Here is a 26302-nt window from a genome sequence, read left to right on the forward strand (position 1 = left end):
GTTCGTGTCACTCGCCTGTGGATAACTGGCCGCGATATGTCGGGGCTTACAACCTTTTGAGGGGACGACCGGCGGGTGCTGTCCCTAGGCCGGGGTGATCTCGCGCAGCTGACCGGTCTTCACGTCGAAGACAAAGCCGCGTACGTCATCGGTGTGCAGCAGGAAGGGAGAGGTGCGCACCTTCTGAATGGACTGCCGCACATCCTGGTCGACATCCCGGAATCCCTCGACGGCCCACGTCGGGCGCTGGCCGACCTCCAGCTCCAGCTCGTGCCGGAACTCCTCGCTCAGCCCTTCCAGGCCGCAGCCGCTGTGGTGGATGAGGACCACGCTGCGGGTGCCGAGCGCCCGCTGGCTGATGGTGAGCGAGCGGATCACGTCGTCGGTGACGACACCGCCGGCGTTGCGGATGGTGTGGCAGTCGCCGAGCTCCAGGCCGAGCGCGGCGTGCAGGTCGAGACGGGCGTCCATGCACGCGACGACGGCGACCTGCAGCACCGGGCGCGCGTCCATCCCCGGGTCGGTGAACGCGGCGGCGTAGCGCGCGTTGGCCTCGACGAGACGGTCGGTCACGGTGCCGTCGGCGGATATGGCGTTCTCGGAGGGGAGGGATGCGGAAGTCGTCATAGGGACGACGGTAGTGGCCGCAGACGTCTCCGGCCTGCTGTGAGGGGGGACAAAGAACGTCATCACGCCTTGTTGTGAGCTAACCCACAGGGGTGGGAGGGCCGCGACCGAACGAGTGAATTAGCCGGATATGCGGCTTCGGGCGGAAGCGTCCCGCGACGCGCAGGCCGGTTGATTGACCAAGGGGCACCGTGGACTAAAGTGACGCCGAACCCCATTAAACGAAGCATCACGGAGATCCCGGCGCTGCCGGACGCTCCCCGCGTGCGCGGCGCGTACGTACGGCTCGGCCTCCTCCCGCTCCGGTCGGCCGGCGTCACTTCCCCGGCGCCGACGGACCACCATCCCCTTCATGAGCGGGCGGGGACCCGGCAGTGCGTACGACCCGCCCGCCGGACCTGAGAGGGCCTCTTGAGTCAGCGACACGTCCCGGTCATGCTCCAGCGCTGCTTGGACATGTTGGCTCCGGCGCTCGCGCAGCCGGGAGCGGTCGTCGTCGACTGCACGCTCGGCCTCGGCGGACACAGCGAGGCCCTGCTCTCCACGTTCCCCTCGTGTCGCCTGGTCGCCCTCGACCGCGACAAGGAAGCGCTGCGGCTGTCCGGCGAGCGTCTCGCCCCCTTCGGCGACCGGGCCACCCTCGTGCACGCCGTCTACGACGAACTGCCCGACGTCCTCGACCGGTTGGACATCCCGCGCGTCCAGGGCGTCCTGTTCGACCTCGGCGTCTCCTCCATGCAGCTCGACGAGGCCGACCGCGGCTTCGCCTACGCGCAGGACGCGCCGCTCGACATGCGCATGGACCAGACGACCGGGATGAGCGCCGCCGAGGTCCTCAACACGTACCCGCCGGGCGAACTGGTGCGGATCCTGCGCCAGTACGGCGAGGAGAAGCAGGCCAAGCGCATCGTCTCGGCCGTCGTGCGCGAGCGCGAGAAGGAGCCGTTCAGCAACAGCGCGCGGCTCGTCGAGCTGATCCGCGACTCCCTGCCGCAGGCCGCCAAGCGCACCGGCGGCAACCCGGCCAAGCGCACCTTCCAGGCGCTGCGCATCGAGGTCAACGGCGAGCTGAGCGTCCTGGAGCGGGCGGTCCCGGCCGCCGTGCGGGCGCTCGCGGTCGGGGGCCGGATGGCCGTTCTGTCGTACCACTCGCTCGAGGACCGGCTGGTCAAGCAGGTGTTCTCGGCCGGCGCCGCCACCACGGCGCCGCCCGGCCTGCCCGTGGTCCCCGAGCGCTACCAGCCCCGGCTCAAGCTGCTCACCCGCGGCGCCGAACTTCCCACGGAGGAAGAGGTCGCCGAGAACCGCCGGGCCGCCCCGGCACGGCTGCGGGGTGCACAGCGCATCCGCGAGGAGGTCGCCGAGTGAGGCACGCGCGCGTGGAGAGGTGGTCATGACCGCCAAGAGCGGCTCGAAAGGATCCAAGGGCGCCCAGGGCGCCCGAGGCCCCCAAGGTGAACCACGCGGGAGAGCCGCCCGATGGGCGCGGCTGTTCCCGGTCGCCCCGTCCGGCGGCGCCCAGGCCGCCCGGACCCCGTTCGTCCTCCTCGTCGTGCTGCTGCTCGGCGGCGGGCTCATCACCCTGCTGCTGCTGAACTCCTCGCTCAACGAAGGATCGTTCAAGCTCAGTCGGCTCAAGAAGCAGACCACCGAGCTGACCGACGACGAGCAGCAGCTCCAGCGCGACGTCGACTCCTACTCGGCGCCCGACGCCCTCCAGCGCCGCGCCCGCGAACTCGGCATGGTCCCGGGCGGCGACCCCGCGTTCCTCACCCCCGACGGCACCGTCCGCGGGGCGCCCAGCCCGGCGGCGCTGCCCTCGCCGGTGCGGCCGCAGGCGCCCCGGCCGCCCGAGATGGTCCACACGACCCCGAGCGGGTCGCCGTCGCCGACCACGCAGGCGACGCCCGGCACGACGCCCTCCGCCGAGCCGCCCGCGCAGCCGGACACCTCGACGCAGCCCGCGGCCCCCGTTCCTTCGAACTCCGGCAGGTGACGCCATGACCGACAGGGAACCCCCGCGCCGCCGCGTGCCAGCCCCCGCGCGTCCCGCCCGGACGGCCCGCCCCGGTGCGCAGCGGCGCCCCGGCCCCGGCGCGCGCCCCGCCGCACGGCGCCCGCGCCCCGCATCTGCCAGAACCGCCACCCCACTGCGCCTGGGCAGCCCACGGCCCCGCCTGCGGATGGTGAGTCTGGGCCTCACGCTCGTCCTCATGGTCTTCGTCGTCCGTCTCCTCCAGGTGCAGGGTGTCGACGCGAGCGCGTACGCCGCCAAGGCCCAGCTGAACCGCTACGTCAGCCACACCATCGCCGCCGAGCGCGGCGGCATCACCGACCGCAGCGGTGTCGCGCTGGCGGCGAGCGTGGACGCGTACGACATCACCGCGGACCCGACGCTGTTCACCGAGAAGGCGACCCAGGTCAAGGACGCGCCCGAGCAGGCGGCGGCGCTCCTGTCGCCGATCATCGGGGTCGACGCGGACACCCTGGCCAAGAAGCTCAAGACCAAGAAGACGCGGTACGTGCGGCTCGCCACGCGGCAGACGCCGCAGGTCTGGAAGCAGATCAAGGACCTCAGGTCGACGCTGAACGACAAGGCGAACGCCGAGGGCCACGAGGCGAGCGTGCTGTCCGGGGTCCTCGCCGACCCCAGCAGCAAGCGCGTGTACCCGAACGGGGACCTGGCCGCCGGGATACTGGGCTGGGTCAACGCCGACGGCAAGGGCGGCGGCGGTGTCGAGCAGCAGCTCGACAAGGAGCTCGCCGGCAAGAACGGCAAGATCCGGTACGCCCAGTCCGGCGGCCGACAGGTGCCGACCGCCGGCAGCACCGAGCAGCCCGCGGTGGCCGGCTCCGACGTGGAGCTGACCATCGACCGCGACATCCAGTGGGCCGCGCAGAACGCGATCGCCGAGCAGGTCAAGAAATCCGGGGCCGACCGCGGCTACGTGATAGTGCAGGACACGCGGACCGGCGAGGTCCTGGCCATGGCCAACGCGCCCGGCTTCGACCCCAACGACCTGTCGCAGGCCAACTCGGCGGCCCTGGGCAACGCCGCGCTCCAGGACGCGTACGAGCCCGGCTCCACCGCCAAGGTCATGTCGATGGCGGCGGTCCTGGAGGAGAACGCGGCCACGCCGCTGACGCACGTCACCGTCCCCAACCGGCTGCACCGGGGCGACCGCCTCTTCCAGGACGACGTCGACCACCCGACCTGGCACCTCACGCTCAACGGCGTGCTCGCCAAGTCCAGCAACATCGGCACGATCCTCGCCACCGGCCAGCTCGGCGCGACGCAGCCGAAGGCCAACGAGACCCTCTACTCGTACCTGCGCAAGTTCGGCATCGGGCGGCAGAGCGGTCTCGGCTTCCCCGGCGAGACCTCCGGCATCCTCGCGGCGGCGGACAAGTGGTCGACGTCGCAGCAGTACACGATCCCGTTCGGGCAGGGCTTCTCGATCAACGCCATGCAGGCGGCCTCCGTGTACTCGACCATCGCCAACGGCGGCGTCCGGGTCGAACCGACCCTGGTGCGCGGAGCGAAGGGCCCCGACGGCCGGTTCACGCCCGCGCCCAAGCCCAAGGAGACCCGCGTCGTCAGCGAGAAGACGGCCAGGACGGTCGCCCAGATGCTGGAGTCCGTGGTCGACGACGAGGAAGGCACCGGTACGAAGGCCAGGATCCCCGGCTACCGCGTCGCCGGTAAGACGGGTACGGCCAACCGCGTGGATCCGGCCACCGGCCGCTACAAGGGGTACACGTCGTCGTTCGCCGGGTTCGCGCCCGCCGACAAGCCCCGCGTCACCGTCTACTGCGCCATCCAGAACGCGACGAAGGGGAGCTACTTCGGCGGCCAGATCTGCGGCCCCATCTACAAGCAGGTCATGGAGTTCGCTCTGAAGACCCTTCAAGTGCCGCCCACCGGCGCCAAGTCCGCACGGCTGCCCGTCGCGTTTCAGCCATGACGGCCGGGACACGTCGTAACCATGATCACTCACAGTGAAGACACCCTGAAGAGCCCGTGACAACCATCACCTCGGATTCCGGGAACCACCGGACGCCACGCCCCTCGCTTCGCTCAGCGGGGGGTGCGCCCGGTACGCTCACCGCCGTGCCACACGCTGATCAGTCCCAAACCACCCAGAAGGGCGCACCCGTGACATATCCCGGGCCGCCGCGACCGGTCGAGGTCTCCGCCACCCCCCTCGCGGAACTGGCCGATCAGTTGGGTGTCCCCGCGCCCGGCGCAGCCGCCACCGATCTCGGGGTCACCGGCATCACCCACGACTCCCGTGCGGTGCGCCCCGGCGACCTGTACGCGGCGCTGCCCGGCGCCCGCGCGCACGGCGCCGACTTCGCCGCGCAGGCCGCGACCCTCGGCGCGGTCGCCGCCCTCACCGACCCGGCCGGCGCCGCACGCGTCCACGACGCCGGGCTCGTGCCGCTCGTCGTGGAGAACCCGCGCAGCCGCATGGGCGAGCTGGCCGCCACCATCTACGGCCACCCGGGCAAGGACCTCCTGCAGCTCGGCATCACCGGCACGTCGGGCAAGACGACGACCGCGTACCTCGTCGAGGGCGGCCTCAAAGAGGTCCGCAGCACCGGCCTGATCGGCACGGTCGAGATGCGCATCGGCGACGAGCGGATCAAGTCCGAGCGCACCACCCCCGAAGCCACCGACCTCCAGGCCCTGTTCGCGGTCATGCGCGAGCGCGGCGTCGAGGCCGTCGCCATGGAGGTCTCCAGCCACGCCCTCGTGCTCGGCCGGGTCGACGGCTGCGTCTTCGACGTCGCCGTCTTCAACAACCTCAGCCCGGAGCACATGGAGTTCCACTCCGACATGGAGGACTACTTCCGGGCGAAGGCACAGCTGTTCACGCGCGCACGCAGCAAACAGGGCGTCGTGAACTACGACGACGAGTACGGGCGCCGGCTCATCGACGAGTCCGAGGTCCCCGTCGTCACCTTCTCCGCCGAGGGGCACCCCGACGCGGACTGGCGCGCCGAGGACGTCGAAGTCGGGCCGCTGGGCTCGACGTTGACCGTCGTCGGCCCCAAGGGCGAGCGGATCACCGCCAAGGCGCCCCTGCCGGGCCCCTTCAACGTCGCCAACACCCTCGCCGCGATCGTCACCCTCGCCGTCGCCGGGATCGACCCGCAGACCGCCGCCGACGGCGTCGCCGCCGTCCCCGGCGTGCCGGGCCGCCTGGAGCGCGTGGACGCGGGCCAGAAGTACCTCGCCGTCGTCGACTACGCGCACAAGACCGACGCCGTCGAGTCCGTCCTCAAGGCGCTGCGCAAGGTCACCGAGAACAAGCTGCACATCGTGCTCGGCTGCGGCGGCGACCGGGACAGGACCAAGCGGATGCCGATGGGCGCCGCGGCCGCGCGGTTCGCCGACACGGCCATCCTCACCTCCGACAACCCCCGCTCCGAGGACCCCCTCGCGATCCTCGCCACGATGCTCGCGGGCGCCGCCGACGTGCCGGCGCACGAGCGCGGTGACGTCGCCGTCTTCGAGGACCGGGCCGCCGCCATCGCCGCCGCCGTCGCCCGGGCCGAGCCCGGCGACACGGTGCTCGTCGCCGGCAAGGGACACGAGCAGGGCCAGGACATCGCCGGGGTGGTGCGTCCCTTCGACGACCGCCTGGTGCTTCGCGAAGCCATCGAGCAAACCCAGGGATGAAGTTGTGATCGCCCTCTCCCTCGCCGAGATCGCCTCAGTCGTCGGCGGGCAGACGTACGACATACCGGATCCACAGGCCCGGGTCACCGGGCCTGTCGTCATCGACTCGCGCAAGGTCGAATCCGGCAGCCTGTTCGCCGCGTTCGCGGGCGAGCGCGTGGACGGCCACGACTACGCCGCGGACGTGATCGCCGCGGGCGCCGTCGCCGTGCTGGCCGCGCGCCCCGTCGGCGTGCCCGCCATCGTCGTCGAGGACGTCCGGAGTGCGCTCGGCGCGCTCGCCCGGCACGTCGTCGAGCGGCTCGGCGCCACGCTGGTCGGTCTGACCGGCTCGGCGGGCAAGACCAGCACCAAGGACCTCATCGCGCAGGTGCTCCGGCGCAAGGCGCCCACGGTCTTCACCCCCGGCTCGTTCAACAACGAGATCGGCCTGCCGCTGACGGCCCTGTCCGCCACCGACGAGACCAGGTTCCTCGTCCTGGAGATGGGCGCCCGCGGCAAGGGCCACATCCGGTACCTGACGGGCCTGACGCCCCCGAAGGTCGGCGTCGTCCTCAACGTGGGAACCGCGCACATCGGCGAGTTCGGCGGCCGCGAGCAGATCGCGGAAGCGAAGGGCGAGCTGGTCGAGTCCCTCCCCGCCGACGGCACCGCGATCCTGAACGCGGACGATCCGCTCGTACGGGCCATGGCGTCGCGCACGAAGGCGAAGGTGCTGCTCTTCGGAGAGGCCGCGGAAGCCGACGTACGTGCCGAGAATGTCCGGCTCACGGAGAACGGACAGCCCTCCTTCAGCCTTCACACACCCTCCGGGTGCAGCGAAGTGACCTTGCGCCTGTACGGTGAGCACCACGTGTCGAACGCGCTCGCCGCGGCCGCCGTCGCCCATGACCTTGGCATGTCCGTGGAGGAGATCGCGCTCGCGCTCTCCGAGGCGGGCACCCTGTCCCGCTGGCGGATGGAGGTCACCGAGCGTTCGGACGGCGTCACGATCGTCAACGACGCCTACAACGCGAACCCGGAGTCCATGCGAGCGGCCCTGCGCGCGCTCGTGGCCATGGGCAAGGGACGGCGTACGTGGGCGGTGCTCGGGCACATGGCCGAGCTCGGCGACGAGGCGCTGGCCGAACACGACGCGGTCGGACGGCTCGCCGTCCGGCTCAACGTCAGCAAGCTCGTGGCAGTCGGGGGCAGGGAAGCGTCCTGGTTGCAACTGGGCGCCTATAACGAGGGTTCGTGGGGTGAGGAGTCGGTGCACGTGTCCGACGCACAGGCGGCGGTCGACCTGTTGCGCAGCCAGCTGCGCCCGGGTGACGTCGTGCTCGTGAAGGCCTCCAGGTCGGTGGGCCTGGAGAGCGTGGCACAGGCGCTGCTTGAGGGCTTCGAGGGCGGGGTCGATGCCCGATGATGAAGCAGATCCTCTTCGCGGGAGTCATCGGCCTGTTCCTGACCCTGGTCGGAACGCCCCTGCTCATCAAGCTCCTTGCGCGCAAGGGCTACGGCCAGTACATCCGTGACGACGGCCCGCGCGAGCACCACAGCAAGCGCGGTACGCCGACCATGGGTGGTATCGCCTTCATCCTGGCGACCCTCATCGCGTACTTCCTGAGCAAGCTGATCACCGGCGCGGCCCCGACCCTGTCGGGTCTGCTCGTCCTCGGTCTGATGGCCGGCATGGGCCTGGTCGGCTTCCTCGACGACTACATCAAGATCGTCAAGCGGCGCTCGCTCGGTCTGCGGGCCAAGGCGAAGATGGCCGGCCAGCTCATCGTCGGTATCGCCTTCGCGGTGCTGTCCCTGCAGTTCGCCGACGCCCGCGGACAGACCCCGGCGTCCACCCGGCTCTCCTTCGTGGAGGACTTCGGCTGGACGATCGGCCCGGTGCTCTTCGTGGTCTGGGCGCTGTTCATGATCCTCGCGATGTCGAACGGCGTGAACCTGACGGACGGCCTCGACGGCCTCGCCACCGGCGCCTCCGTGATGGTCTTCGGCGCGTACACCTTCATCGGTGTCTGGCAGTTCCAGGAGTCCTGCGCCAACGCGCAGACCCTCACCAACCCGGCGGCCTGTTTCGAGGTCAGAGACCCACTTGACCTCGCGGTCGTCGCATCGGCCTTGATGGGCGCCTGCTTCGGCTTCCTGTGGTGGAACACCTCGCCCGCCAAGATCTTCATGGGTGACACGGGTTCGCTGGCCCTCGGCGGCGCCCTCGCCGGTCTCGCGATCTGCTCGCGCACCGAGCTGCTCCTCGCCCTGCTCGGCGGCCTGTTCGTGATGATCACGATGTCCGTGGTCATCCAGGTCGGCTCCTTCAAGATGACCGGCAAGCGTGTCTTCCGCATGGCGCCACTGCAGCACCACTTCGAACTCAAGGGGTGGTCCGAAGTCCTTGTCGTGGTCCGCTTCTGGATCATCCAAGGCATGTGCGTGATCGTCGGACTCGGCCTCTTCTACGCAGGATGGGCAGCCAAGAAGTGACATCTGGTCAGGGTTCCTGGCAGGGGATGAGCATCACCGTCGCCGGTCTCGGCGTGAGCGGCCTCAGCGCCGCCCGCGCCCTGGCCGGCCTCGGCGCGTCGGTCACCGTCGTGGACGGCGGCGACGGCCCCGCCCACCGCGAAAAGGCCGCCCTTCTTGAAGAAGAGGGCATTTCCGCACGCCTCGGGGACGCGGCCACGCTGCCCGAGGGCACCGAGCTGGTCGTCACCTCGCCGGGCTGGAAGCCCTCCTCGCCCCTGTTCGCGGCGGCCGCCGAGGCGGGCGTCGACGTGGTCGGCGACGTGGAGATCGCCTGGCGGCTGCGCGGCCCCGACGCCGCACCCTGGCTCGCCGTCACCGGCACCAACGGCAAGACCACCACGACCCAGATGCTCGCGTCGATCCTGACGGCGGCGGGCCTGCGCACGGCCGCCGTCGGCAACATCGGCACGCCCATCGTCGACGTCGTCCTCGAAGGCGACGACGCGTACGACGTCTTCGCCGTGGAGCTGTCCTCGTACCAGCTGCACTGGGCGCCCTCGCTGCGCGCCCATTCGGGGGCCGTCCTCAACCTGGCGCCCGACCACCTCGACTGGCACGGCTCCATGGAGGCGTACGCCGCCGACAAGGGCCGTATCTACGAAGGCAATCAGGTCGCCTGCGTCTACAACGTCGCCGACAAGGCCACCGAGGACCTGGTCCGCGAGGCCGACGTCGAGGAGGGCTGCCGCGCCATCGGCTTCACGCTGGGCACGCCCGGCCCCTCCGAACTCGGCGTCGTCGAGGGCATCCTGGTCGACCGGGCCTTCGTCGAGGACCGGCAGAAGAGCGCCCAGGAGCTCGCCGAGATCTCCGACGTCACCCCGTCGGCCCCGCACAACATCGCCAACGCCCTCGCGGCGGCCGCCCTCGCCCGCGCCTTCGGCGTCGAGCCGGCCGCCGTACGCGACGGACTGCGCGCCTTCACCCCCGACGCGCACCGCATCGCGCACGTCGCCGATGTCGACGAGGTCGCGTACGTCGACGACTCCAAGGCCACCAACACCCACGCCGCGCAGGCCTCGTTGGCGTCGTACGAGTCGATCGTGTGGATCGCGGGCGGTCTCGCGAAGGGAGCGACCTTCGACGAGCTGGTCGCCGGTGCCGCCGGGCGGCTGCGCGGTGTCGTCCTGATCGGTGCCGACCGGGCCCTGATCCGGGAAGCCCTGGAGCGACACGCCCCCGAAGTACCGGTGGTCGACCTCGACCGGACCGACACTGGGGCGATGTCGGCGGCGGTCCAGGAGGCGGCGCGGCTCGCCCGCCCGGGGGACACCGTGCTGATGGCCCCGGCCTGCGCGTCGATGGACATGTTCACCAACTACAACAAGCGTGGCGAGGCGTTCGCGGAAGCGGTCCGCGAACTCGGCGCCACCAGCGTCTGACGGGACCCCCGGGTGCCCGGTGACGCCGGGCACCCTCGGGAGGGGAACGTGGCAGCGCAGCAGGTACAGCCGTACGGCTCACCGTGGGGGAGCGGCAATGGCCGGTAGCAGCGCCCGCACCACCAAACGCCCCTCGGCCCCGCCGAGAAAGACCAGCCGTGTCTACCGGGCGCGCGCCAATCCCGTACGCCGCCTGTACACGCAGGCCCGCCGTGCCTGGGACCGGCCGCTCACCGCGTACTACCTGATCCTCGGGTCCGCCCTGCTCATCACGGGCCTCGGCCTGGTGATGGTGTACTCGGCCTCGATGATCACGGCCCTGCAGATGGGGCTCTCCAGCTCGTACTTCTTCCGCAAGCAGTTCGTCGCGGCCGTCATCGGCTCGATCCTGCTCGTGCTCGCGATGCGGATGCCGGTGAAGCTGCACCGCGCGCTCGCGTACCCGATCCTCGCCGTCAGCGTCTTTCTGATGGTCCTCGTCCAGGTGCCGGGGATAGGAGTGTCGATCAACGGCAACCAGAACTGGATCTCGCTCGGCGGCCCGTTCATGCTGCAGCCCAGTGAGTTCGGGAAGCTGGCGCTGATCCTGTGGGGCGCCGACCTGCTGGCGCGCAAGCACGACAAGCGGCTGCTGACCCAGTGGAAGCACATGCTGGTGCCGCTGGTCCCGATGGCCTTCCTGCTGCTCGGCCTGATCATGCTCGGCGGCGACATGGGCACGGCGATCCTGCTGACCGCCATCCTCTTCGGCCTGTTGTGGCTGGCCGGCGCCCCCACACGGCTGTTCGTGGGCGTGCTGTCCGTGGCCGGCGCGATCGGCGTCATGCTCATCAAGACCAGCCCGAACCGGATGGCGCGGCTCGCGTGCCTGGGCCGCGCCGACGCGGGACCCGACGACATGTGCTGGCAGGGGCTGCACGGGATCTACGCCCTCGCGTCCGGCGGATTCTTCGGTTCCGGCCTGGGCGCGAGTGTGGAAAAATGGGGTCAACTTCCCGAAGCGCACACCGACTTCATCTTTGCCATCACCGGTGAGGAACTGGGCCTGGCGGGGACGCTGTCGGTGCTCGCCCTGTTCGCGGCTCTAGGCTATGCGGGTATCCGCGTGGCCGGACGCACGGAGGACCCCTTCGTTCGATACGCCGCGGGAGGGGTGACGACGTGGATCACGGCGCAGGCCGTGGTCAACATCGGCGCGGTGCTCGGCCTGCTGCCGATCGCCGGAGTTCCGCTCCCGCTGTTCTCGTACGGGGGGTCGGCGCTGCTGCCGACCATGTTCGCCGTGGGACTTCTGATCGCGTTCGCGCGGGACGAACCGGCGGCTCGGGCGGCCCTCGCCATGCGGCAGCCACGGATGAGATGGAACACGATGCGACGGCGCGCCACGGCGCGTACGTCCGGAGAGCGGTGAATTTCGGTGCATGTCGTACTCGCCGGTGGGGGGACCGCCGGCCACATCGAGCCGGCGCTCGCCCTCGCTGACGCCCTGCGCAGGCAGGACCCGACCGTGGGGATCACGGCGCTCGGCACGGAGCGCGGCCTGGAGACCCGTCTCGTCCCGGAGCGCGGCTACGACCTGGCGCTGATCCCCGCCGTACCGCTGCCGCGCAAGCCCACCCCTGAACTGATCACCGTGCCGGGACGGCTGCGCGGCACCATCAAGGCCGCCGAGCAGATCCTGGAGCGCACGAAGGCGGACGCCGTCGTCGGCTTCGGCGGATATGTCGCCCTGCCCGGCTACTTGGCCGCCAAGCGCCTCGGCGTGCCGATCGTCGTGCACGAGGCGAACGCCCGGCCGGGCCTCGCCAACAAGATCGGTTCGCGGTACGCGGCCGGGGTCGCCGTCTCCACCCCGGACAGCAAGTTGCGGGACGCCCGCTACATCGGCATCCCGCTGCGCCGCACCATCGCCATGCTGGACCGGGCCGCGGTGCGCCCCGAGGCCCGCGCCGCGTTCGGCCTGGACCCGAACCTGCCGACGCTGCTGGTCTCCGGCGGCTCGCAGGGCGCCCGCCACCTGAACGAGGTCGTCACGCGCGTCGCGCCGCTGCTCCAGCAGTCCGGCATCCAGATCCTGCACGTGGTCGGCCCGAAGAACGAACTGCCGCAGGTTCAGCAGATGCCGGGAATGCCCCCGTACATCCCGGTACCGTACGTGGACCGGATGGACCTCGCGTACGCCGCGGCCGACATGATGCTCTGCCGCGCGGGCGCGATGACCGTCGCCGAACTCTCCGCCGTCGGGCTCCCGGCCGCCTACGTCCCGCTGCCTATCGGCAACGGCGAACAGCGGCTCAACGCCCAGCCGGTGGTCAAGGCCGGCGGCGGCCTGCTGGTCGACGACGCGGAGCTGACCCCCGAGTGGGTCCAGGGCAACGTCCTGCCCGTGCTCGCCGACCCGCACCGGCTGTACGAGATGTCCCGCGCCGCCTCCGAGTTCGGCCGCCGGGACGCCGACGACCTGCTCGTCGGGATGGTGTACGAGGCGATCAACTCACGCCGCTAGGCGCGTACGACACGAAGGCAGGGGAGCGTGGCCGGACCGACCACCGCGGACCGCGGCGAACGAGACGAAGCCGAGGCGTCCGAATCCGGCCCGCCCCCTCCTCTTCGCCGGTTGCGGAGGCCGAGCGTCCGGGCCCTTGTCGTGACCGGAGTGCTGCTCGTCCTGATCGGGGCGGGCGGCACCTGGCTCCTGTACGGATCGCAGTGGCTGCGCGTCGAGCGCGTCACGACCGCGGGGACGGACGTCCTCACGCCCGCGGAGCTGCGCGAGGCCGCGGCGGTACCGGTCGGCGCTCCGCTGATCTCCGTCGACACGGACGCCATTGAGGACCGACTGCGCCGCACATTGCCGCGAATCGACTCGGTCGACGTCGTGCGTTCCTGGCCGCACGGAATCGGGCTGAAAGTGGCGGAACGCAAGCCGGTTCTGATTGTCGAAGACAGCGGAAATGCGGGCAAGTTCGTCGAAGTGGACCGCGAAGGCGTTCGTTTCGCGACGGTCGACAAGCCCTTGAAGGGCGTTCCCCGGCTGGAATTGACGCCGGATCGGACGGGCGCGGCGGCGAGTCTGCGACGCTTCGGGCCGGACCGGCTGGTGCGTGAAGCGGTCCGGGTGGCGGGCCGGCTCCCGAAGGCGGTCGCGCGCGACACCCGTGCCGTCAAGGTCCGTTCGTACGACGACATCTCGCTGGAGCTCACCGGCGGGCGCGCGGTCGTATGGGGAAGTGCCGAGAAGGGGGATACGAAGGCGCGTGTACTCGGTGCCCTCATGAAAGCCGCCCCCAAGGCCCGGCACTTCGACGTGAGTGTTCCCACCGCGCCTGCGTCATCAGGGAGTTGACGCACATCAGCGCAGGCCAGCACCCTGGTTGGGCAGCGCTACGGCTGATCACATAGGGTGAAAAGAAAAACGGGAGGTTCGGCGTGTTCGTTGAACGGGCGCCACTTGTCGACTTAGTGTCAGGTTCGGAAGAGTCCAGGGAACAGACACACTGGTAACCCTAAACTTCAGCGTTAGGGTTCGGGTCGGCAGTCGACTAGTAGTCCGGACCGTCCCCATTCGACATCAGTCGTCGCATCGGTAGAACGCGAGGCGGCGACACGTAACTCGAGGCGAGAGGCCTTCGACGTGGCAGCACCGCAGAACTACCTCGCAGTCATCAAAGTCATCGGTGTCGGCGGCGGTGGTGTCAATGCCATCAACCGGATGATCGAGGTCGGTCTCAAGGGCGTCGAGTTCATCGCCATCAACACCGACGCGCAAGCCCTGTTGATGAGCGACGCGGACGTCAAGCTCGACGTCGGCCGTGAACTCACCCGCGGCCTCGGCGCCGGAGCCAATCCGGCAGTCGGGCGCAAGGCGGCCGAGGACCACCGCGAGGAGATCGAGGAGGTCCTCAAGGGGGCCGACATGGTCTTCGTCACCGCCGGTGAAGGCGGCGGCACCGGCACCGGCGGCGCACCCGTCGTGGCCAACATCGCCCGCTCGCTGGGCGCCCTGACGATCGGCGTGGTCACGCGGCCGTTCACCTTCGAGGGGCGTCGCCGGGCCAATCAGGCGGAGGACGGCATCGCCGAGCTCCGCGAAGAGGTCGACACCCTCATCGTCATCCCGAACGACCGGCTCCTGTCCATCTCGGACCGCCAGGTCTCGGTCCTCGACGCCTTCAAGTCGGCGGACCAGGTCCTGCTCTCCGGTGTCCAGGGCATCACCGACCTCATCACCACGCCCGGCCTGATCAACCTCGACTTCGCCGACGTCAAGTCCGTGATGTCCGAGGCCGGTTCGGCCCTCATGGGCATCGGCTCGGCCCGCGGCGACGACCGCGCGGTGGCCGCAGCGGAGATGGCGATCTCCTCGCCGCTCCTGGAGGCGTCCATCGACGGTGCCCGCGGTGTGCTGCTCTCCATCTCCGGTGGCTCGGACCTCGGTCTCTTCGAGATCAACGAGGCCGCGCAACTGGTCAGCGAGGCCGCGCACCCCGAGGCGAACATCATCTTCGGCGCCGTCATCGACGATGCGCTGGGCGACGAGGTGCGGGTCACCGTCATCGCCGCCGGCTTCGACGGCGGACAGCCGCCGGCGAAGCGGGAGAACGTCATCGGCTCGTCGTCCGCCAAGCGCGAGGAACAGGCACCGGCCTCCCGTCCGGCGCCGGCCCCCGAGCCCTCGCGGCCGACCTTCGGCAGCCTCGGCAGCGTCACGCCGCGCGAGGAGCAGAAGTCCCCGGAGCCGGTCGAGGCGCCCGCGCCGGTGAACGAGACGCCCGTCGCCCCGGTCAACCCGCCCCACGTCCCGCGGCCGTCCTACCCGGACAGCCAGGCCGAGGAGCTGGACGTCCCGGACTTCCTGAAGTGACGTTCCTGAGCCCGATGGGAACTTCACGGCAGTGATAGGACAGCGTGACGCTGTGACCTCTACGAGTGGCGCGCACTTCGCCTTCACCGACCGGTGGGGCGGGGTGAGCGCCGCTCCGTACGAGGAGCTCAATCTCGGCGGGGCGGTCGGCGACGACCGCGAGGCCGTACTGCGCAACCGGGAGCTGGCCGCCGAGGGGCTCGGCCTCGAACCGACCCGGGTCGTCTGGATGAACCAGGTGCACGGACCCGACGTTGCGGTGGTGGACGGGCCCTGGGCCACGGACGCCGACGTTCCGCATGTCGACGCCATCGTCACCACCCGGCGCCGGCTCCCCCTCGCCGTGCTGACCGCCGACTGCACCCCCGTGCTCCTTGCGGACCCGGTCGCCGGTGTCGTTGCCGCCGCACACGCGGGACGTCCCGGCATGATCGCCGGGGTCGTGCCCGCCGCCGTGCAGGCGATGGTGAAGCTCGGCGCGGATCCCGCCCGGATCGTGGCCCGCACCGGGCCCGCGGTCTGCGGGCGCTGCTACGAAGTGCCGGAGCAGATGCGGGCCGAGGTCGCCGCGGTGGAGCCCGCGGCGTACGCCGAGACCAGTTGGGGCACTCCGGCCGTCGATGTGACCGCCGGTGTGCACGCGCAACTTGAGCGGCTCGGGGTGCGCGACCGGGAGCAGTCGCCGGTGTGCACGCTGGAGTCGCACGACCACTTCTCGTACCGACGCGACAAGGTCACCGGCCGGCTCGCGGGCTATGTCTGGCTGGACTGATACGACATGACGGACCTTCAGGGACGTAAGGAAGAACTCACCGCGAACCTGGCTGGGGTGGAGGAACGTATCTCCGCCGCGTGTGCCGCGGCCGGCCGCAAGCGCGAGGACGTGACCCTGATCGTGGTCACCAAGACCTATCCCGCGAGCGACGTCCGGATCCTGTCCGAGCTCGGTGTGCGGCACGTGGCGGAGAACCGCGACCAGGATGCCGCGCCCAAGGCGGCGGACTGCGCGGACCTGCCGCTCACCTGGCACTTCGTCGGTCAGTTGCAGACCAACAAGGTCCGCTCCGTGGTGAGTTATGCCGATCTGGTGCAGTCCGTGGACCGGGCGAAGCTCGTCACGGCGCTGTCCAAGGAGGCCGTGCGGGCCGAGCGCGAGCTGGGCTGTCTGATCCAGGTCGCGCTCGACGCGGACGACGACGGCCGGGGTGAGCGCGGGGGCGTAGGGACAGGTGGGGTGGAGGAGTTGGCCGCACGCGTGGCCGAGGCTCCGGGGCTGCGGCTCGACGGACTGATGACCGTCGCGCCGCTCACCGGGGCCTACGCGGGGCGGCAACAGGCGGCGTTCGAGCGCCTCATGGATTTGTCGACTGCCCTGCGCGCGGCCCATCCGGCTGCGAACATGGTCTCGGCAGGGATGAGTTCGGACCTCGAGCAGGCCGTGGCGGCCGGAGCGACACATGTGCGCGTCGGTACTGCGGTACTCGGAGTCCGACCCAGGCTCGGGTAACGTCGCCAAGAAGTCGGACCACAGCCGAAAATATGGTCATTCTCGCTGATGGGCGGGGAGATCACGTGGATCGCGGGCACTTTGGTTGACGTCAGCCGATCCACCACAGAGCGGAGGACTCAGAGCATGGCCGGCGCGATGCGCAAGATGGCGGTCTACCTCGGCCTCGTGGAGGACGATGGGTACGACGGCCGGGGGTTCGACCCCGACGACGACTTCGAACCCGAGCTCGACCCGGAGCCCGAGCGTGACCGGCGGCGGCACGAACCGTCGCATCAGTCACATGGTTCCCGTGCGGTAGAAACGGACGAATCGGTACGAGTGGTGCAGCCGCCCGCACAGCGGGAGCCGGTGCGCCAGCCCGCTTCGCTCGCCGCTGAATCCGGACGTCCGGCGCGAATCGCCCCCGTGGCATCCATCACACCTGAACGTCAGAGCCTGGAGAAGAACGCACCGGTGATCATGCCCAAGGTCGTGTCCGAGCGGGAGCCGTACCGCATCACCACACTGCACCCCCGGACCTACAACGAGGCCCGTACCATCGGGGAACACTTCCGCGAGGGCACTCCGGTGATCATGAATCTGACGGAGATGGACGACACCGATGCGAAGCGACTTGTCGACTTTGCCGCCGGTCTCGTCTTCGGTCTTCACGGGAGCATTGAGCGGGTGACCCAGAAGGTGTTCCTGTTGTCTCCTGCTAACGTCGATGTCACGGCGGAGGACAAGGCCCGCATCGCAGAGGGCGGGTTCTTCAACCAGAGCTGAGACGCAGTACTAGTTCGACGACTAGCCAAGTACTAGTCACGAGGCACGAGACACAGGGGAGAGGGAACCGCCGACATGGGCGTGGTTTTGGATGTGGTCTACATCGCGCTGATGTGTTTCCTCATCGTGCTGATCTTCCGGCTGGTCATGGACTATGTCTTCCAGTTCGCCCGCTCGTGGCAACCCGGCAAGGCGATGGTGGTCGTTCTTGAGGCCACCTACACTGTCACTGATCCACCGCTCAAGCTTCTGCGGCGGTTCATCCCGCCGCTGCGTCTCGGGGGCGTGGCGCTCGACCTGTCCTTCTTCGTACTGATGATCATCGTCTACATCCTGATCTCCGTCGTGAGCCGGCTGTGAACGATACGGTCTTGCCGAATGCCGACGACAACGTTGAGGTGAAGAGATGCCGTTGACCCCCGAGGACGTGCGGAACAAGCAGTTCACGACCGTCCGCCTCCGAGAAGGCTATGACGAGGACGAGGTCGATGCCTTCCTCGATGAGGTCGAAGCCGAACTGACCCGTCTCCTTCGTGAGAACGAGGACCTGCGCGCGAAGCTCGCCGCAGCCACCCGTGCCGCCGCGCAGAACCAGCAGCAGGGCGGCATGCGCAAGGGGCCCGGCCCCGGTGGCCCCGAGGGCCAGGGGGGTCCGCAGGACCAGCAGGGTCCCCCGCAGGGCATGCGCGGTCCGGGCGCCCCCGTGCCCGCCGGCATATCGGGCCCGCCGCAGCAGATGGGCGGCCCCATGGGCGGTCCGCCGCAGCTGCCGAGCGGTGCCCCGCAGCTTCCGGCCGGTCCCAGTGGCCACGGTCCGCAGGGACCCGGCCCGCAGGGTCCCGGTCCGATGGGCCAGGGCCCGATGGGTCAGGGTCCGATGGGCCAGGGTCCGGGCCCGATGGGTCAGGGCCAGCTGGGCGGTCCCATGGGCGGTCCCATGGGCGGCCACGGTGGTCCGCAGATGCCGCAGCCCGGTCAGGGTCCCGGTGGCGACAGCGCCGCCCGTGTCCTCTCGCTGGCCCAGCAGACCGCCGACCAGGCGATCGCCGAGGCCCGCTCCGAGGCCAACAAGATCGTCGGCGAGGCCCGCAGCCGCGCCGAGGGCCTCGAGCGTGACGCCCGTGCCAAGGCCGACGCCCTGGAGCGGGACGCGCAGGAGAAGCACCGTGTCGCGATGGGCTCCCTGGAGTCCGCCCGCGCCACGCTGGAGCGCAAGGTCGAGGACCTGCGCGGCTTCGAGCGCGAGTACCGCACGCGTCTGAAGTCCTACCTGGAGTCGCAGCTGCGTCAGCTGGAGACCCAGGCCGACGACTCGCTGGCCCCGCCGCGTACCCCGGCGACCGCGTCCCTGCCGCCGTCCCCGGCGCCTTCGATGGCTCCGGCCGGTGCGGGTGCGCCGTCCTACGGCGGCAACCAGGGCATGGGTGGCAACCAGCAGGCCGGCGGTCCGTCGTACGGCGGTGGCCAGCAGCAGATGTCGCCCGCCATGACGCAGCCGATGGCACCGGTGCGGCCGCAGGCGCCGCAGCCGATGCAGCAGGCCCCGTCGCCGATGCGCGGGTTCCTCATCGACGAGGACGACAACTAGGGGCGCCCTGTAGCGCCTGAGAAAAGGCGTCGGCGTTCATTCAGGCCCTGGCCCGGATCGTTTCTGCGATCCGGGCCAGGGCCTTTTCGCGGCCGCTGTGAACCGGCGGTGCCGGGCGTACGGCGAAGGGCCGGTCCCGCCAGATCAGCTCTGGCGGTGCCGGCCCTTCGGGGGTGCCGGGTGTTACGCCTTGCGCAGGCGGAACGTCAGGCTCAGGCCCTCGTCCGTGAACGGGTCCCCGTACGTGTCGTCCGCCTCGCCCTGGGCGAAGTCCGTCGCCAGGACCTCGTCGGCGATCAGGCCGGAGTGCTCGGACAGGGCCGAGATCACCGCCGGGTCCGTGGAGGTCCAGCGCAGGGCGATCCGGTCCGCCACGTCCAGGCCGCTGTTCTTGCGGGCCTCCTGGATCAGGCGGATCGCGTCACGGGCCAGGCCCGCCTGCCGCAGCTCCTCGGTGAGCTCCAGGTCCAGGGCCACGGTCGCGCCGGAGTCGGAGGCCACCGACCAGCCCTCGCGCGGGGTCTCCGTGATGATGACCTCGTCGGGGGCGAGGCTGACGGTCTCGCCGTCGACCTCGACCGTGGCCGTGCCCTCGCGCAGCGCCAGGGACAGCGCGGCGGCGTCGGCGCCCGCGACGGCCTTGGCGACGTCCTGGACGCGCTTGCCGAACCGCTTGCCGAGCGCCCGGAAGTTCGCCTTGGCCGTCGTGTCGACCAGCGAGCCGCCGACCTCCGAGAGCGAGGCCAGGGACGTGACGTTCAGCTCCTCCGTGATCTGCGCGTGCAGCTCGGGGGAGAGCGCGTCGAAGCCGGACGCGGCGACCAGCGCGCGCGAGAGCGGCTGACGGGTCTTGACACCGGACTCCGCGCGCGTGGCGCGGCCCAGCTCCACGAGGCGGCGGACCAGGTCCATCTGCGTCGACAGGGTCGGGTCGATCGCCGACCGGTCGGCCTCGGGCCACGACGACAGGTGCACCGACTCCGGCACGTCCGCGGTGACCGGCACGACCAGGTCCTGCCACACCCGCTCCGTGATGAACGGCGTGAGCGGCGCCATCAGCTGCGTGACCGTCGCCACCACGTCGTGCAGGGTGCGCAGCGCGGCCTTGTCGCCCTGCCAGAAGCGGCGGCGCGAGCGGCGCACGTACCAGTTCGACAGGTCGTCGACGAACGCCGACAGGAGCTTGCCGGCGCGCTGGGTGTCGTACGCCTCGAGGGACTTGGTGACCTCGTCCGTGAGCTGGTGCAGCTCGGACAGCAGCCAGCGGTCCAGGACGGTGCGCTCGGCCGGGGCCGGGTCCGCCTCGCTGGGCGCCCAGCCCGACGTGCGGGCGTACAGGGCCTGGAAGGCGACCGTGTTCCAGTACGTGAGGAGCGTCTTGCGGACGACCTCCTGGATGGTGCCGTGGCCGACGCGGCGGGCCGCCCAGGGGGAGCCGCCGGCCGCCATGAACCAGCGCACCGCGTCCGCGCCGTGCCGGTCCATCAGCGGGATCGGGTCCAGGGTGTTGCCCAGGTGCTTGGACATCTTGCGGCCGTCCTCGGCCAGGATGTGGCCCAGGCACACCACGTTCTCGTACGACGACTTGTCGAAGACCAGCGTGCCGACGGCCATCAGCGTGTAGAACCAGCCGCGGGTCTGGTCGATGGCCTCGGAGATGAACTGCGCGGGGTAGCGGGACTCGAAGAGTTCCTTGTTCTTGTACGGGTAGCCCCACTGCGCGAACGGCATCGAACCCGAGTCGTACCAGGCGTCGATGACCTCCGGCACGCGCGTCGCCGTCTCCGTGCAGCCCTCGTGGGTGCAGGTGAAGGTGACGTCGTCGATGAACGGGCGGTGCGGGTCGAGCGAGGACTGGTCCGTGCCCGTCAGCCGCGACAGCTCCTCGCGGGAACCCACGCAGGTGAGGTGGTCCTCCGCGCAGCGCCAGATGGGCAGCGGGGTGCCCCAGTAGCGGTTGCGGGAGAGCGCCCAGTCGATGTTGTTCTGCAGCCAGTCGCCGAAGCGGCCGTTCTTGACGGTCTCCGGGAACCAGTTGGTCTTCTCGTTCTCCTGGAGGAGGCGGTCCTTGACGGCCGTGGTGCGGATGTACCAGGACGGCTGCGCGTAGTACAGCAGCGCCGTGTGGCAGCGCCAGCAGTGCGGGTAGCTGTGCTCGTACGGGATGTGCTTGAAGAGGAGGCCGCGGGCGCCGAGGTCCTCGGTGAGCGCCTCGTCCGCCTTCTTGAAGAAGACGCCGCCGACCAGCGGGACGCTCTCCTCGAAGGTGCCGTCCTGGCGGACGGGGTTCACCATCGGCAGCCCGTACGCGCGGCAGACCTTGAGGTCGTCCTCACCGAAGGCGGGGGACTGGTGGACGAGACCGGTGCCGTCCTCGGTCGTGACGTACTCGGCGTTCACGACGTAGTGCGCCTTGGCCGGGAACTCCACGAGCTCGAACGGGCGTTGGTACTTCCAGCGCTCCATCTCGGCGCCGGTGAAGGACTCGCCGGTCGTCTCCCAGCCCTCGCCGAGCGACTTCTCGACGAGCGGCTCGGCGACGACCAGCTTCTCCTCGCCGTTCGTCGCGACGACGTAGCGGACCTCGGGGTGCGCGGCGACCGCCGTGTTCGAGACCAGGGTCCACGGCGTCGTCGTCCACACCAGGAGCGACGCCTGGCCCGCCAGCGGACCGGAGGTGAGCGGGAAACGGACATAGACCGAGGGGTCGACGACCGTCTCGTAGCCCTGCGCCAGCTCGTGGTCGGAGAGGCCGGTGCCGCAGCGCGGGCACCAGGGGGCCACGCGGTGGTCCTGGACCAGCAGGCCCTTGTTGAAGATCTCCTTCAGCGACCACCAGACCGACTCGATGTACTCGGGGTCCATCGTGACGTACGGGTCGTCGAGGTCGGTCCAGTACCCCATGCGGGTCGTCAGCGCGGCGAAGGCGTCGGTGTGCCGCAGCACGGACTCGCGGCACTTGGCGTTGAACTCGGCGATGCCGTACGCCTCGATGTCCTTCTTGCCGCTGAAGCCGAGCTCCTTCTCGACCGCCAGCTCCACCGGGAGGCCGTGGCAGTCCCAGCCCGCCTTACGGGCCACGTGGTAGCCGCGCATGGTGCGGAAGCGGGGGAAGACGTCCTTGAAGACGCGGGCCTCGATGTGGTGGGCGCCCGGCATGCCGTTGGCCGTGGGCGGGCCCTCGTAGAACACCCACTCAGGGCGTCCCTCGGACTGCTCCAGGGTCTTGGCGAAGATCTTCTGCTCGCGCCAGAAGTCGAGCACCGCGTGCTCGACGGCGGGCAGGTCGACCTGGGCGGGCACCTGGCGGTACTGCGTCATCAGTCTTCCTCCGGCGGACGTGCTTCCTTCCGTCGGAGGGACGAGAGGCTGCTGCGCCGTGTGCGGCGCGCTCCCGCGGTACCACCCTCCTTGGCCCTCCGGCGCGTGATGTGCTCCGGTGAGCCCCCTCATTGGGGTCGCGATGCCGGGTCTACTGGCCGCTGCGCACGCACTGCGGTGTTCTTCCGGCGGCTCCGGGGTGATCTTCGCGTCGCGCTCGCCTCCGGGCTTCCACCGTCCCCGGATCGCTCTTGGCTGCGTACGCCGCTACTCGGCCCCATCCACGCTTCTCGCTCCGCCCAGTGTACGGCGCCCGCCAGGGGGCGGCCGACCGCTTTTCGCGGGGGTCCGCGGGGGCGGCGGACGGCTGCGCGCAGTGACCCGAATGGCGATACGTCCGGTGTCCGATCCCGGACGGCCGCCCGGGACGCCCGGAACGGGCGGATTACCGGCCGGGGAGCTGGGCACAACGCTTGCAGATTCGTCCCGCGGGGGCCTCCGGGCGGCCGGATCGGAGTGTGCGCCCCGTTGCCGCGGGCCTGAAGTCGATTTATCGTCCCAGCACGATTCGCGAGCAAGATCACAATTTGTGAAGGGGCCGCGGCCATGGTGGCGAAAAAGACCGCCGTTCAGCAGTCGGCGTCCGGCAGATCCACGGGCGCGGGTGCCTCCGGCGGGGCGGCCCGAGCCTCCGGCGGAGCCGCCGGCAAGGACGTGGGCGGCAAGAAGAGCGCAGCCGGCAAGAAAGCCACGGCGACGGGCGGCGCTGCCAAGAAGGCGACGAAAAGCACCACCAAGAAGGCCGCGGTCCGCCCGGCCGAGGAGCCGGTGCCCGAGGAGCAGACGGCCGGGCCTGCGGGCGGGGCAGACAAGGGCGCCGCGAAACCGGCCACGAAACGGACGGCCAAGAAGGCGGCGAGCAAGAGCGCCGCCGCTTCCGGGGAGGGCGACAGCACGGCCGCGCGTGCCGGGAAGGCCGCGGCGGGGAAGCGTACGACCAAGAAGGCGGCCGGTACGGCCAAGAAGGCGGATGCCGCACAGGGCGCGGCAGAGGCGCAGGGCACGGACGGTGCCGATGCCACCGAGGGCGGCGTCGCACAGCGGTCCGCCGGACGCAAGGGCGCGGTGAAGAAGGCGGTCGCCTCCGCGGCCGAGGACGCGGCCGAGGCCGCGAAGACGACGGGAGCCACGACAGTGGTTGCGAAGAAGACTCAGGGCACGGCCACGGCGGCGAAGAAGCCCGGCGCGGTCCCCAAGGCGCGTTTGTCCGCCGCCGAGCCCGGCGAGCTGGCCGTCCGGCCCGGCGAGGAACCCTGGACCCCGGACGAGGTCGAGGAGGCGCGTGCCGAGCTGCAGAGCGAGGCGCTGCGGCTCGGGAGCGAGATCGAGGCGTCCGAGGAGGGGCTCGCCGGTCTGATGCGGGACTCCGGGGACGGGGCCGGGGACGACGACGCCGACACCGGCACGAAGAACATCACGCGCGAGCACGAGATGTCGCTGGCCGCCAACGCCCGGGAGATGCTGCTGCAGACCGAGCGGGCCCTGGAGCGGCTGGACGCCGGCACGTACGGACTCTGCGAGAACTGCGGGAACCCCATCGGCAAGGCGCGTATGCAGGCCTTTCCCCGGGCGACCCTCTGTGTGGAGTGCAAGCAGAAGCAGGAGCGTCGTTACTGAACCGTCCCCGTGACGCCCCCTGGGTGTGCCGTACTCTCGTCCTCAGTCAGGTACCTAGGTTGAGGGACTCACGTGGCAGAGGCGGAGCGCATCATCGGTACGCCGGATTCCCCGGACACGGGGGCAGCGGAGCCGGAGAAGGCCGACGGGGCCGATTCGCCGGCCGAGGAGATCGTCGCCGAGCGGCCCAGGGGCAGGCGGCGCATCGCCGCGCTGTTCGTCGTGGCCGCCCTGGCGTACGCCCTGGACCTGGGCAGCAAGCTGCTGGTGGTCGCGAAGCTGGAGCACCGCGACTCGATCCGGATCCTGGGTGACTGGCTGCAGCTCGAGGTGATCCGGAACCCCGGGGCCGCCTGGGGCATCGGCGAGGCCTTCACGATCATCTTCACCGTGATCGCCGCCGCGGTGATCGTCGTCATCGCGCGGCTCGCGAGGAAGCTCTACAGCACGCCGTGGGCGATCGCGCTCGGGCTGCTGCTCGGCGGGGCGCTCGGCAACCTCACCGACAGGATCTTCCGCGCCCCGGGCGTCTTCGAGGGTGCCGTCGTCGACTTCATCGCGCCGAAGAACTACCCGGTCTTCAACCTCGCCGACTCCGCGATCGTCTGCGGCGGCATCCTGATCGTGCTGCTGTCCTTCCGCGGGATCGACCCCGACGGGACCGTCCACAAGGACTGAGGCGGGGCCCTGGCGGCAGGGCTGCGGTACGGGGCTGTCGGTGCACTCCTGCATACTCGATGCGTGAGCACCATTCCCGAGATCCGAACCCTGCCCGTGCCCGACGGCCTGGAGGGCGAGCGCGTCGACGCCGCCATCTCCCGCATGTTCGGCTTCTCCCGCACCAAGGCGGCCGAGCTGGCCGCCGCCGGGAAGGTCACGGTCGACGGTTCGGTCGTGGGCAAGTCCGAGCGCGTGCACGGCGGAGCCTGGCTGGAGGTGGAGATGCCGCAGGCGCCCGCTCCGGTGCAGATCGTCGCCGAGCCCGTCGAGGGCATGGAGATCGTCCATGACGACGACGACATCGTGGTCATCGTGAAGCCGGTCGGGGTCGCCGCCCACCCGAGCCCCGGCTGGACCGGGACGACCGTCATCGGCGGGCTCGCCGCAGCCGGGTACCGGATCTCCACGTCCGGTGCCGCCGAGCGCCAGGGCATCGTGCACCGCCTCGACGTCGGCACCTCCGGGCTGATGGTCGTCGCCAAGTCCGAGCGCGCGTACACGTCGCTGAAGCGGCAGTTCAAGGAGCGCGTGCCCGACAAGCGCTACCACGCGCTCGTGCAGGGCCACCCCGACCCGATGAGCGGCACGATCGACGCCCCGATCGGGCGGCATCCGAACCATGACTACAAGTGGGCCGTGACCGCGGACGGCAAGCCCTCCGTGACGCACTACGACCTCATCGAGGCGTTCCGGGCCGCCTCCCTGCTGGACATCAAGCTGGAGACGGGCCGCACCCACCAGATCCGCGTCCACATGTCCGCGCACCGCCACCCCTGCGTCGGCGACCTGACGTACGGCGCCGACCCGACGCTCGCCAAGCGGCTCGGGATCACGCGGCAGTGGCTGCACGCGGTGCGCCTCGGGTTCGAGCACCCCTCCGACGGGCAGTGGGTCGAGTTCGCGAGCGAGTACCCGGATGACCTGCAGACCGCGCTCGACCGGGTCCGGGCGGAGAGCGCGTGAGCGCCGGGGACTATGTCGTCCGCGTGGCCGAGGCCGACGCGGACCGTGCGGCCTGTTTCGCCGTGCGCCGGGACGTCTTCGTCACCGAGCAGGGCGTTCCCGAGGAGCTCGAGTACGACGCGTACGACGCCGGGGCCGTGCATGTGCTCGCCGTGCGCGAGGACGGGGTTCCGCTCGGCGCGGGCCGACTGCTGACCGGCGACGCCGCCGCGGTGAAGAACGGCGGCGCCGTGGACGTCGGCGCGCTGGGCCGGCTGGCCGTGGCGAAGGCCGCCCGGGGCTCGGGCATCGGCGCGGTTCTGGTGCGGGCCATCGAGGAAGCGGCCCGGGAGCGCGGGCTGCGCGCGGTCGATCTGCACGCGCAGACGCATGCGTTGGGGTTCTACGAGCGGCTCGGGTACGTCGCGTACGGGCCCGAGTTCCCGGACGCCGGGATTCCGCACCGGGCGATGCGGAAGCCGCTCGACTGACGCGACCGATACGTCGCGGCGCGCGGGTGCCCGAGGGGACGCGTCCCTCCGGGTGACCAAGGGCGTTGCCCCGGGCTGCGGTTGGGTCGGGGCCCTTCGGGCGGCGGGTGTCCGAGAGGGCCGGGGCGTCGCTCGACGCCTGACGCCGATGCCCGGTGTTCCGGTGTCACGAAAGCCGTGGACATCGGAGGATGCGGGGCGCTCGGAGG

The 26302-nt window shown here is 70.6% G+C and carries 22 protein-coding genes; 20 read left to right on the forward strand and 2 right to left on the reverse strand.

Translation table 11 applies throughout. From position 1 onward, the window contains the following. Positions 1-84: 84 nt before the first annotated feature. The gene (locus tag ACQUQD_RS29735; RefSeq protein ID WP_428955223.1) at positions 85-627 is read right to left on the reverse strand and encodes a beta-class carbonic anhydrase; all 543 of its coding nucleotides are present in this window, start codon (positions 625-627) and stop codon (positions 85-87) included. A gap of 411 nt (positions 628-1038) precedes the next feature. Here ACQUQD_RS29735 and rsmH point away from each other — a divergent pair, with 411 nt between their 5' ends. From rsmH to ACQUQD_RS29815, 16 genes are all read left to right on the forward strand, one after another. Continuing rightward, on the forward strand, positions 1039-1995 hold the full coding sequence (gene rsmH, locus ACQUQD_RS29740; RefSeq protein WP_428955224.1) for a 16S rRNA (cytosine(1402)-N(4))-methyltransferase RsmH: 957 nt from the start codon (positions 1039-1041) through the stop codon (positions 1993-1995). A gap of 25 nt (positions 1996-2020) precedes the next feature. Continuing rightward, positions 2021-2623, forward strand: a complete 603-nt coding sequence (locus tag ACQUQD_RS29745) for a septum formation initiator family protein (RefSeq protein ID WP_428955225.1) — start codon at positions 2021-2023, stop codon at positions 2621-2623. 4 nt (positions 2624-2627) lie between these two features. Continuing rightward, positions 2628-4592, forward strand: a complete 1965-nt coding sequence (locus ACQUQD_RS29750; protein ID WP_428955226.1) for a peptidoglycan D,D-transpeptidase FtsI family protein — start codon at positions 2628-2630, stop codon at positions 4590-4592. 56 nt (positions 4593-4648) lie between these two features. After that, entirely contained in the window at positions 4649-6313 is a 1665-nt protein-coding gene (locus ACQUQD_RS29755; RefSeq protein ID WP_428955227.1) for a UDP-N-acetylmuramoyl-L-alanyl-D-glutamate--2,6-diaminopimelate ligase, read from the forward strand. A gap of 4 nt (positions 6314-6317) precedes the next feature. Beyond that, complete coding sequence (locus tag ACQUQD_RS29760; RefSeq protein ID WP_428955228.1) at positions 6318-7721, forward strand: UDP-N-acetylmuramoyl-tripeptide--D-alanyl-D-alanine ligase; 1404 nt, start codon at positions 6318-6320, stop codon at positions 7719-7721. Continuing rightward, on the forward strand, positions 7718-8791 hold the full coding sequence (mraY, locus tag ACQUQD_RS29765; RefSeq protein ID WP_428955229.1) for a phospho-N-acetylmuramoyl-pentapeptide-transferase: 1074 nt from the start codon (positions 7718-7720) through the stop codon (positions 8789-8791). The genes ACQUQD_RS29760 and mraY overlap by 4 nt, the downstream gene beginning before the upstream one ends. Then, on the forward strand, positions 8773-10215 hold the full coding sequence (gene murD, locus ACQUQD_RS29770; protein ID WP_428955230.1) for a UDP-N-acetylmuramoyl-L-alanine--D-glutamate ligase: 1443 nt from the start codon (positions 8773-8775) through the stop codon (positions 10213-10215). The genes mraY and murD overlap by 19 nt, the downstream gene beginning before the upstream one ends. A gap of 97 nt (positions 10216-10312) precedes the next feature. Then, entirely contained in the window at positions 10313-11626 is a 1314-nt protein-coding gene (ftsW, locus tag ACQUQD_RS29775) for a putative lipid II flippase FtsW (protein ID WP_428955231.1), read from the forward strand. 6 nt (positions 11627-11632) lie between these two features. Continuing rightward, on the forward strand, positions 11633-12721 hold the full coding sequence (gene murG / locus ACQUQD_RS29780; protein ID WP_428955232.1) for an undecaprenyldiphospho-muramoylpentapeptide beta-N-acetylglucosaminyltransferase: 1089 nt from the start codon (positions 11633-11635) through the stop codon (positions 12719-12721). Positions 12722-12748: 27 nt separating this feature from the next. Continuing rightward, positions 12749-13561 carry a cell division protein FtsQ/DivIB gene (locus tag ACQUQD_RS29785; protein ID WP_428955233.1) on the forward strand — a complete coding sequence of 271 codons (813 nt, stop codon included), beginning with the start codon at positions 12749-12751 and terminating at the stop codon, positions 13559-13561. Between the two features lie 288 nt (positions 13562-13849). Beyond that, positions 13850-15079 (forward strand): cell division protein FtsZ, encoded by a 1230-nt coding sequence (gene ftsZ, locus ACQUQD_RS29790; protein ID WP_428955234.1) that lies wholly within the window; start codon positions 13850-13852, stop codon positions 15077-15079. Positions 15080-15110: 31 nt separating this feature from the next. Then, entirely contained in the window at positions 15111-15851 is a 741-nt protein-coding gene (pgeF, locus tag ACQUQD_RS29795) for a peptidoglycan editing factor PgeF (protein ID WP_428955235.1), read from the forward strand. A 6-nt stretch (positions 15852-15857) separates the two neighbouring features. After that, entirely contained in the window at positions 15858-16586 is a 729-nt protein-coding gene (locus ACQUQD_RS29800) for a YggS family pyridoxal phosphate-dependent enzyme (RefSeq protein ID WP_428955236.1), read from the forward strand. A gap of 126 nt (positions 16587-16712) precedes the next feature. Continuing rightward, positions 16713-17354, forward strand: coding sequence for a cell division protein SepF (locus ACQUQD_RS29805; protein ID WP_428955237.1), 642 nt, complete (start codon positions 16713-16715; stop codon positions 17352-17354). Between the two features lie 75 nt (positions 17355-17429). Continuing rightward, positions 17430-17714, forward strand: coding sequence for a YggT family protein (locus ACQUQD_RS29810; protein ID WP_188339419.1), 285 nt, complete (start codon positions 17430-17432; stop codon positions 17712-17714). A 46-nt stretch (positions 17715-17760) separates the two neighbouring features. Beyond that, positions 17761-18942 (forward strand): DivIVA domain-containing protein, encoded by a 1182-nt coding sequence (locus ACQUQD_RS29815; RefSeq protein WP_428955238.1) that lies wholly within the window; start codon positions 17761-17763, stop codon positions 18940-18942. 183 nt (positions 18943-19125) lie between these two features. On the opposite strand, the gene ileS is transcribed toward ACQUQD_RS29815, so the two are convergent. Next, positions 19126-22263: an isoleucine--tRNA ligase gene (gene ileS / locus ACQUQD_RS29820; RefSeq protein WP_428955239.1), complete on the reverse strand. Its 3138-nt coding sequence runs from the start codon at positions 22261-22263 to the stop codon at positions 19126-19128. Between the two features lie 606 nt (positions 22264-22869). Between ileS and ACQUQD_RS29825 the strand changes: the two genes are divergently transcribed. The 4 genes from ACQUQD_RS29825 (at position 22870) to ACQUQD_RS29840 (ending at position 26093) form a co-directional block, all read left to right on the forward strand. Next, the gene (locus ACQUQD_RS29825; protein ID WP_428955240.1) at positions 22870-23940 is read left to right on the forward strand and encodes a TraR/DksA family transcriptional regulator; all 1071 of its coding nucleotides are present in this window, start codon (positions 22870-22872) and stop codon (positions 23938-23940) included. Positions 23941-24012: 72 nt separating this feature from the next. Beyond that, positions 24013-24618, forward strand: a complete 606-nt coding sequence (lspA, locus tag ACQUQD_RS29830) for a signal peptidase II (RefSeq protein ID WP_428955241.1) — start codon at positions 24013-24015, stop codon at positions 24616-24618. Positions 24619-24681: 63 nt separating this feature from the next. Further along, entirely contained in the window at positions 24682-25623 is a 942-nt protein-coding gene (locus ACQUQD_RS29835; RefSeq protein WP_353942043.1) for an RluA family pseudouridine synthase, read from the forward strand. Beyond that, a complete protein-coding gene (locus ACQUQD_RS29840; protein WP_428955242.1) occupies positions 25620-26093 on the forward strand; it encodes a GNAT family N-acetyltransferase in 474 nt (157 codons plus the stop codon). The genes ACQUQD_RS29835 and ACQUQD_RS29840 overlap by 4 nt, the downstream gene beginning before the upstream one ends. Positions 26094-26302 lie beyond the last annotated feature (209 nt).

Source organism: Streptomyces sp. cg35 (assembly GCF_050410835.1).
Taxonomy (GTDB): domain Bacteria; phylum Actinomycetota; class Actinomycetes; order Streptomycetales; family Streptomycetaceae; genus Streptomyces.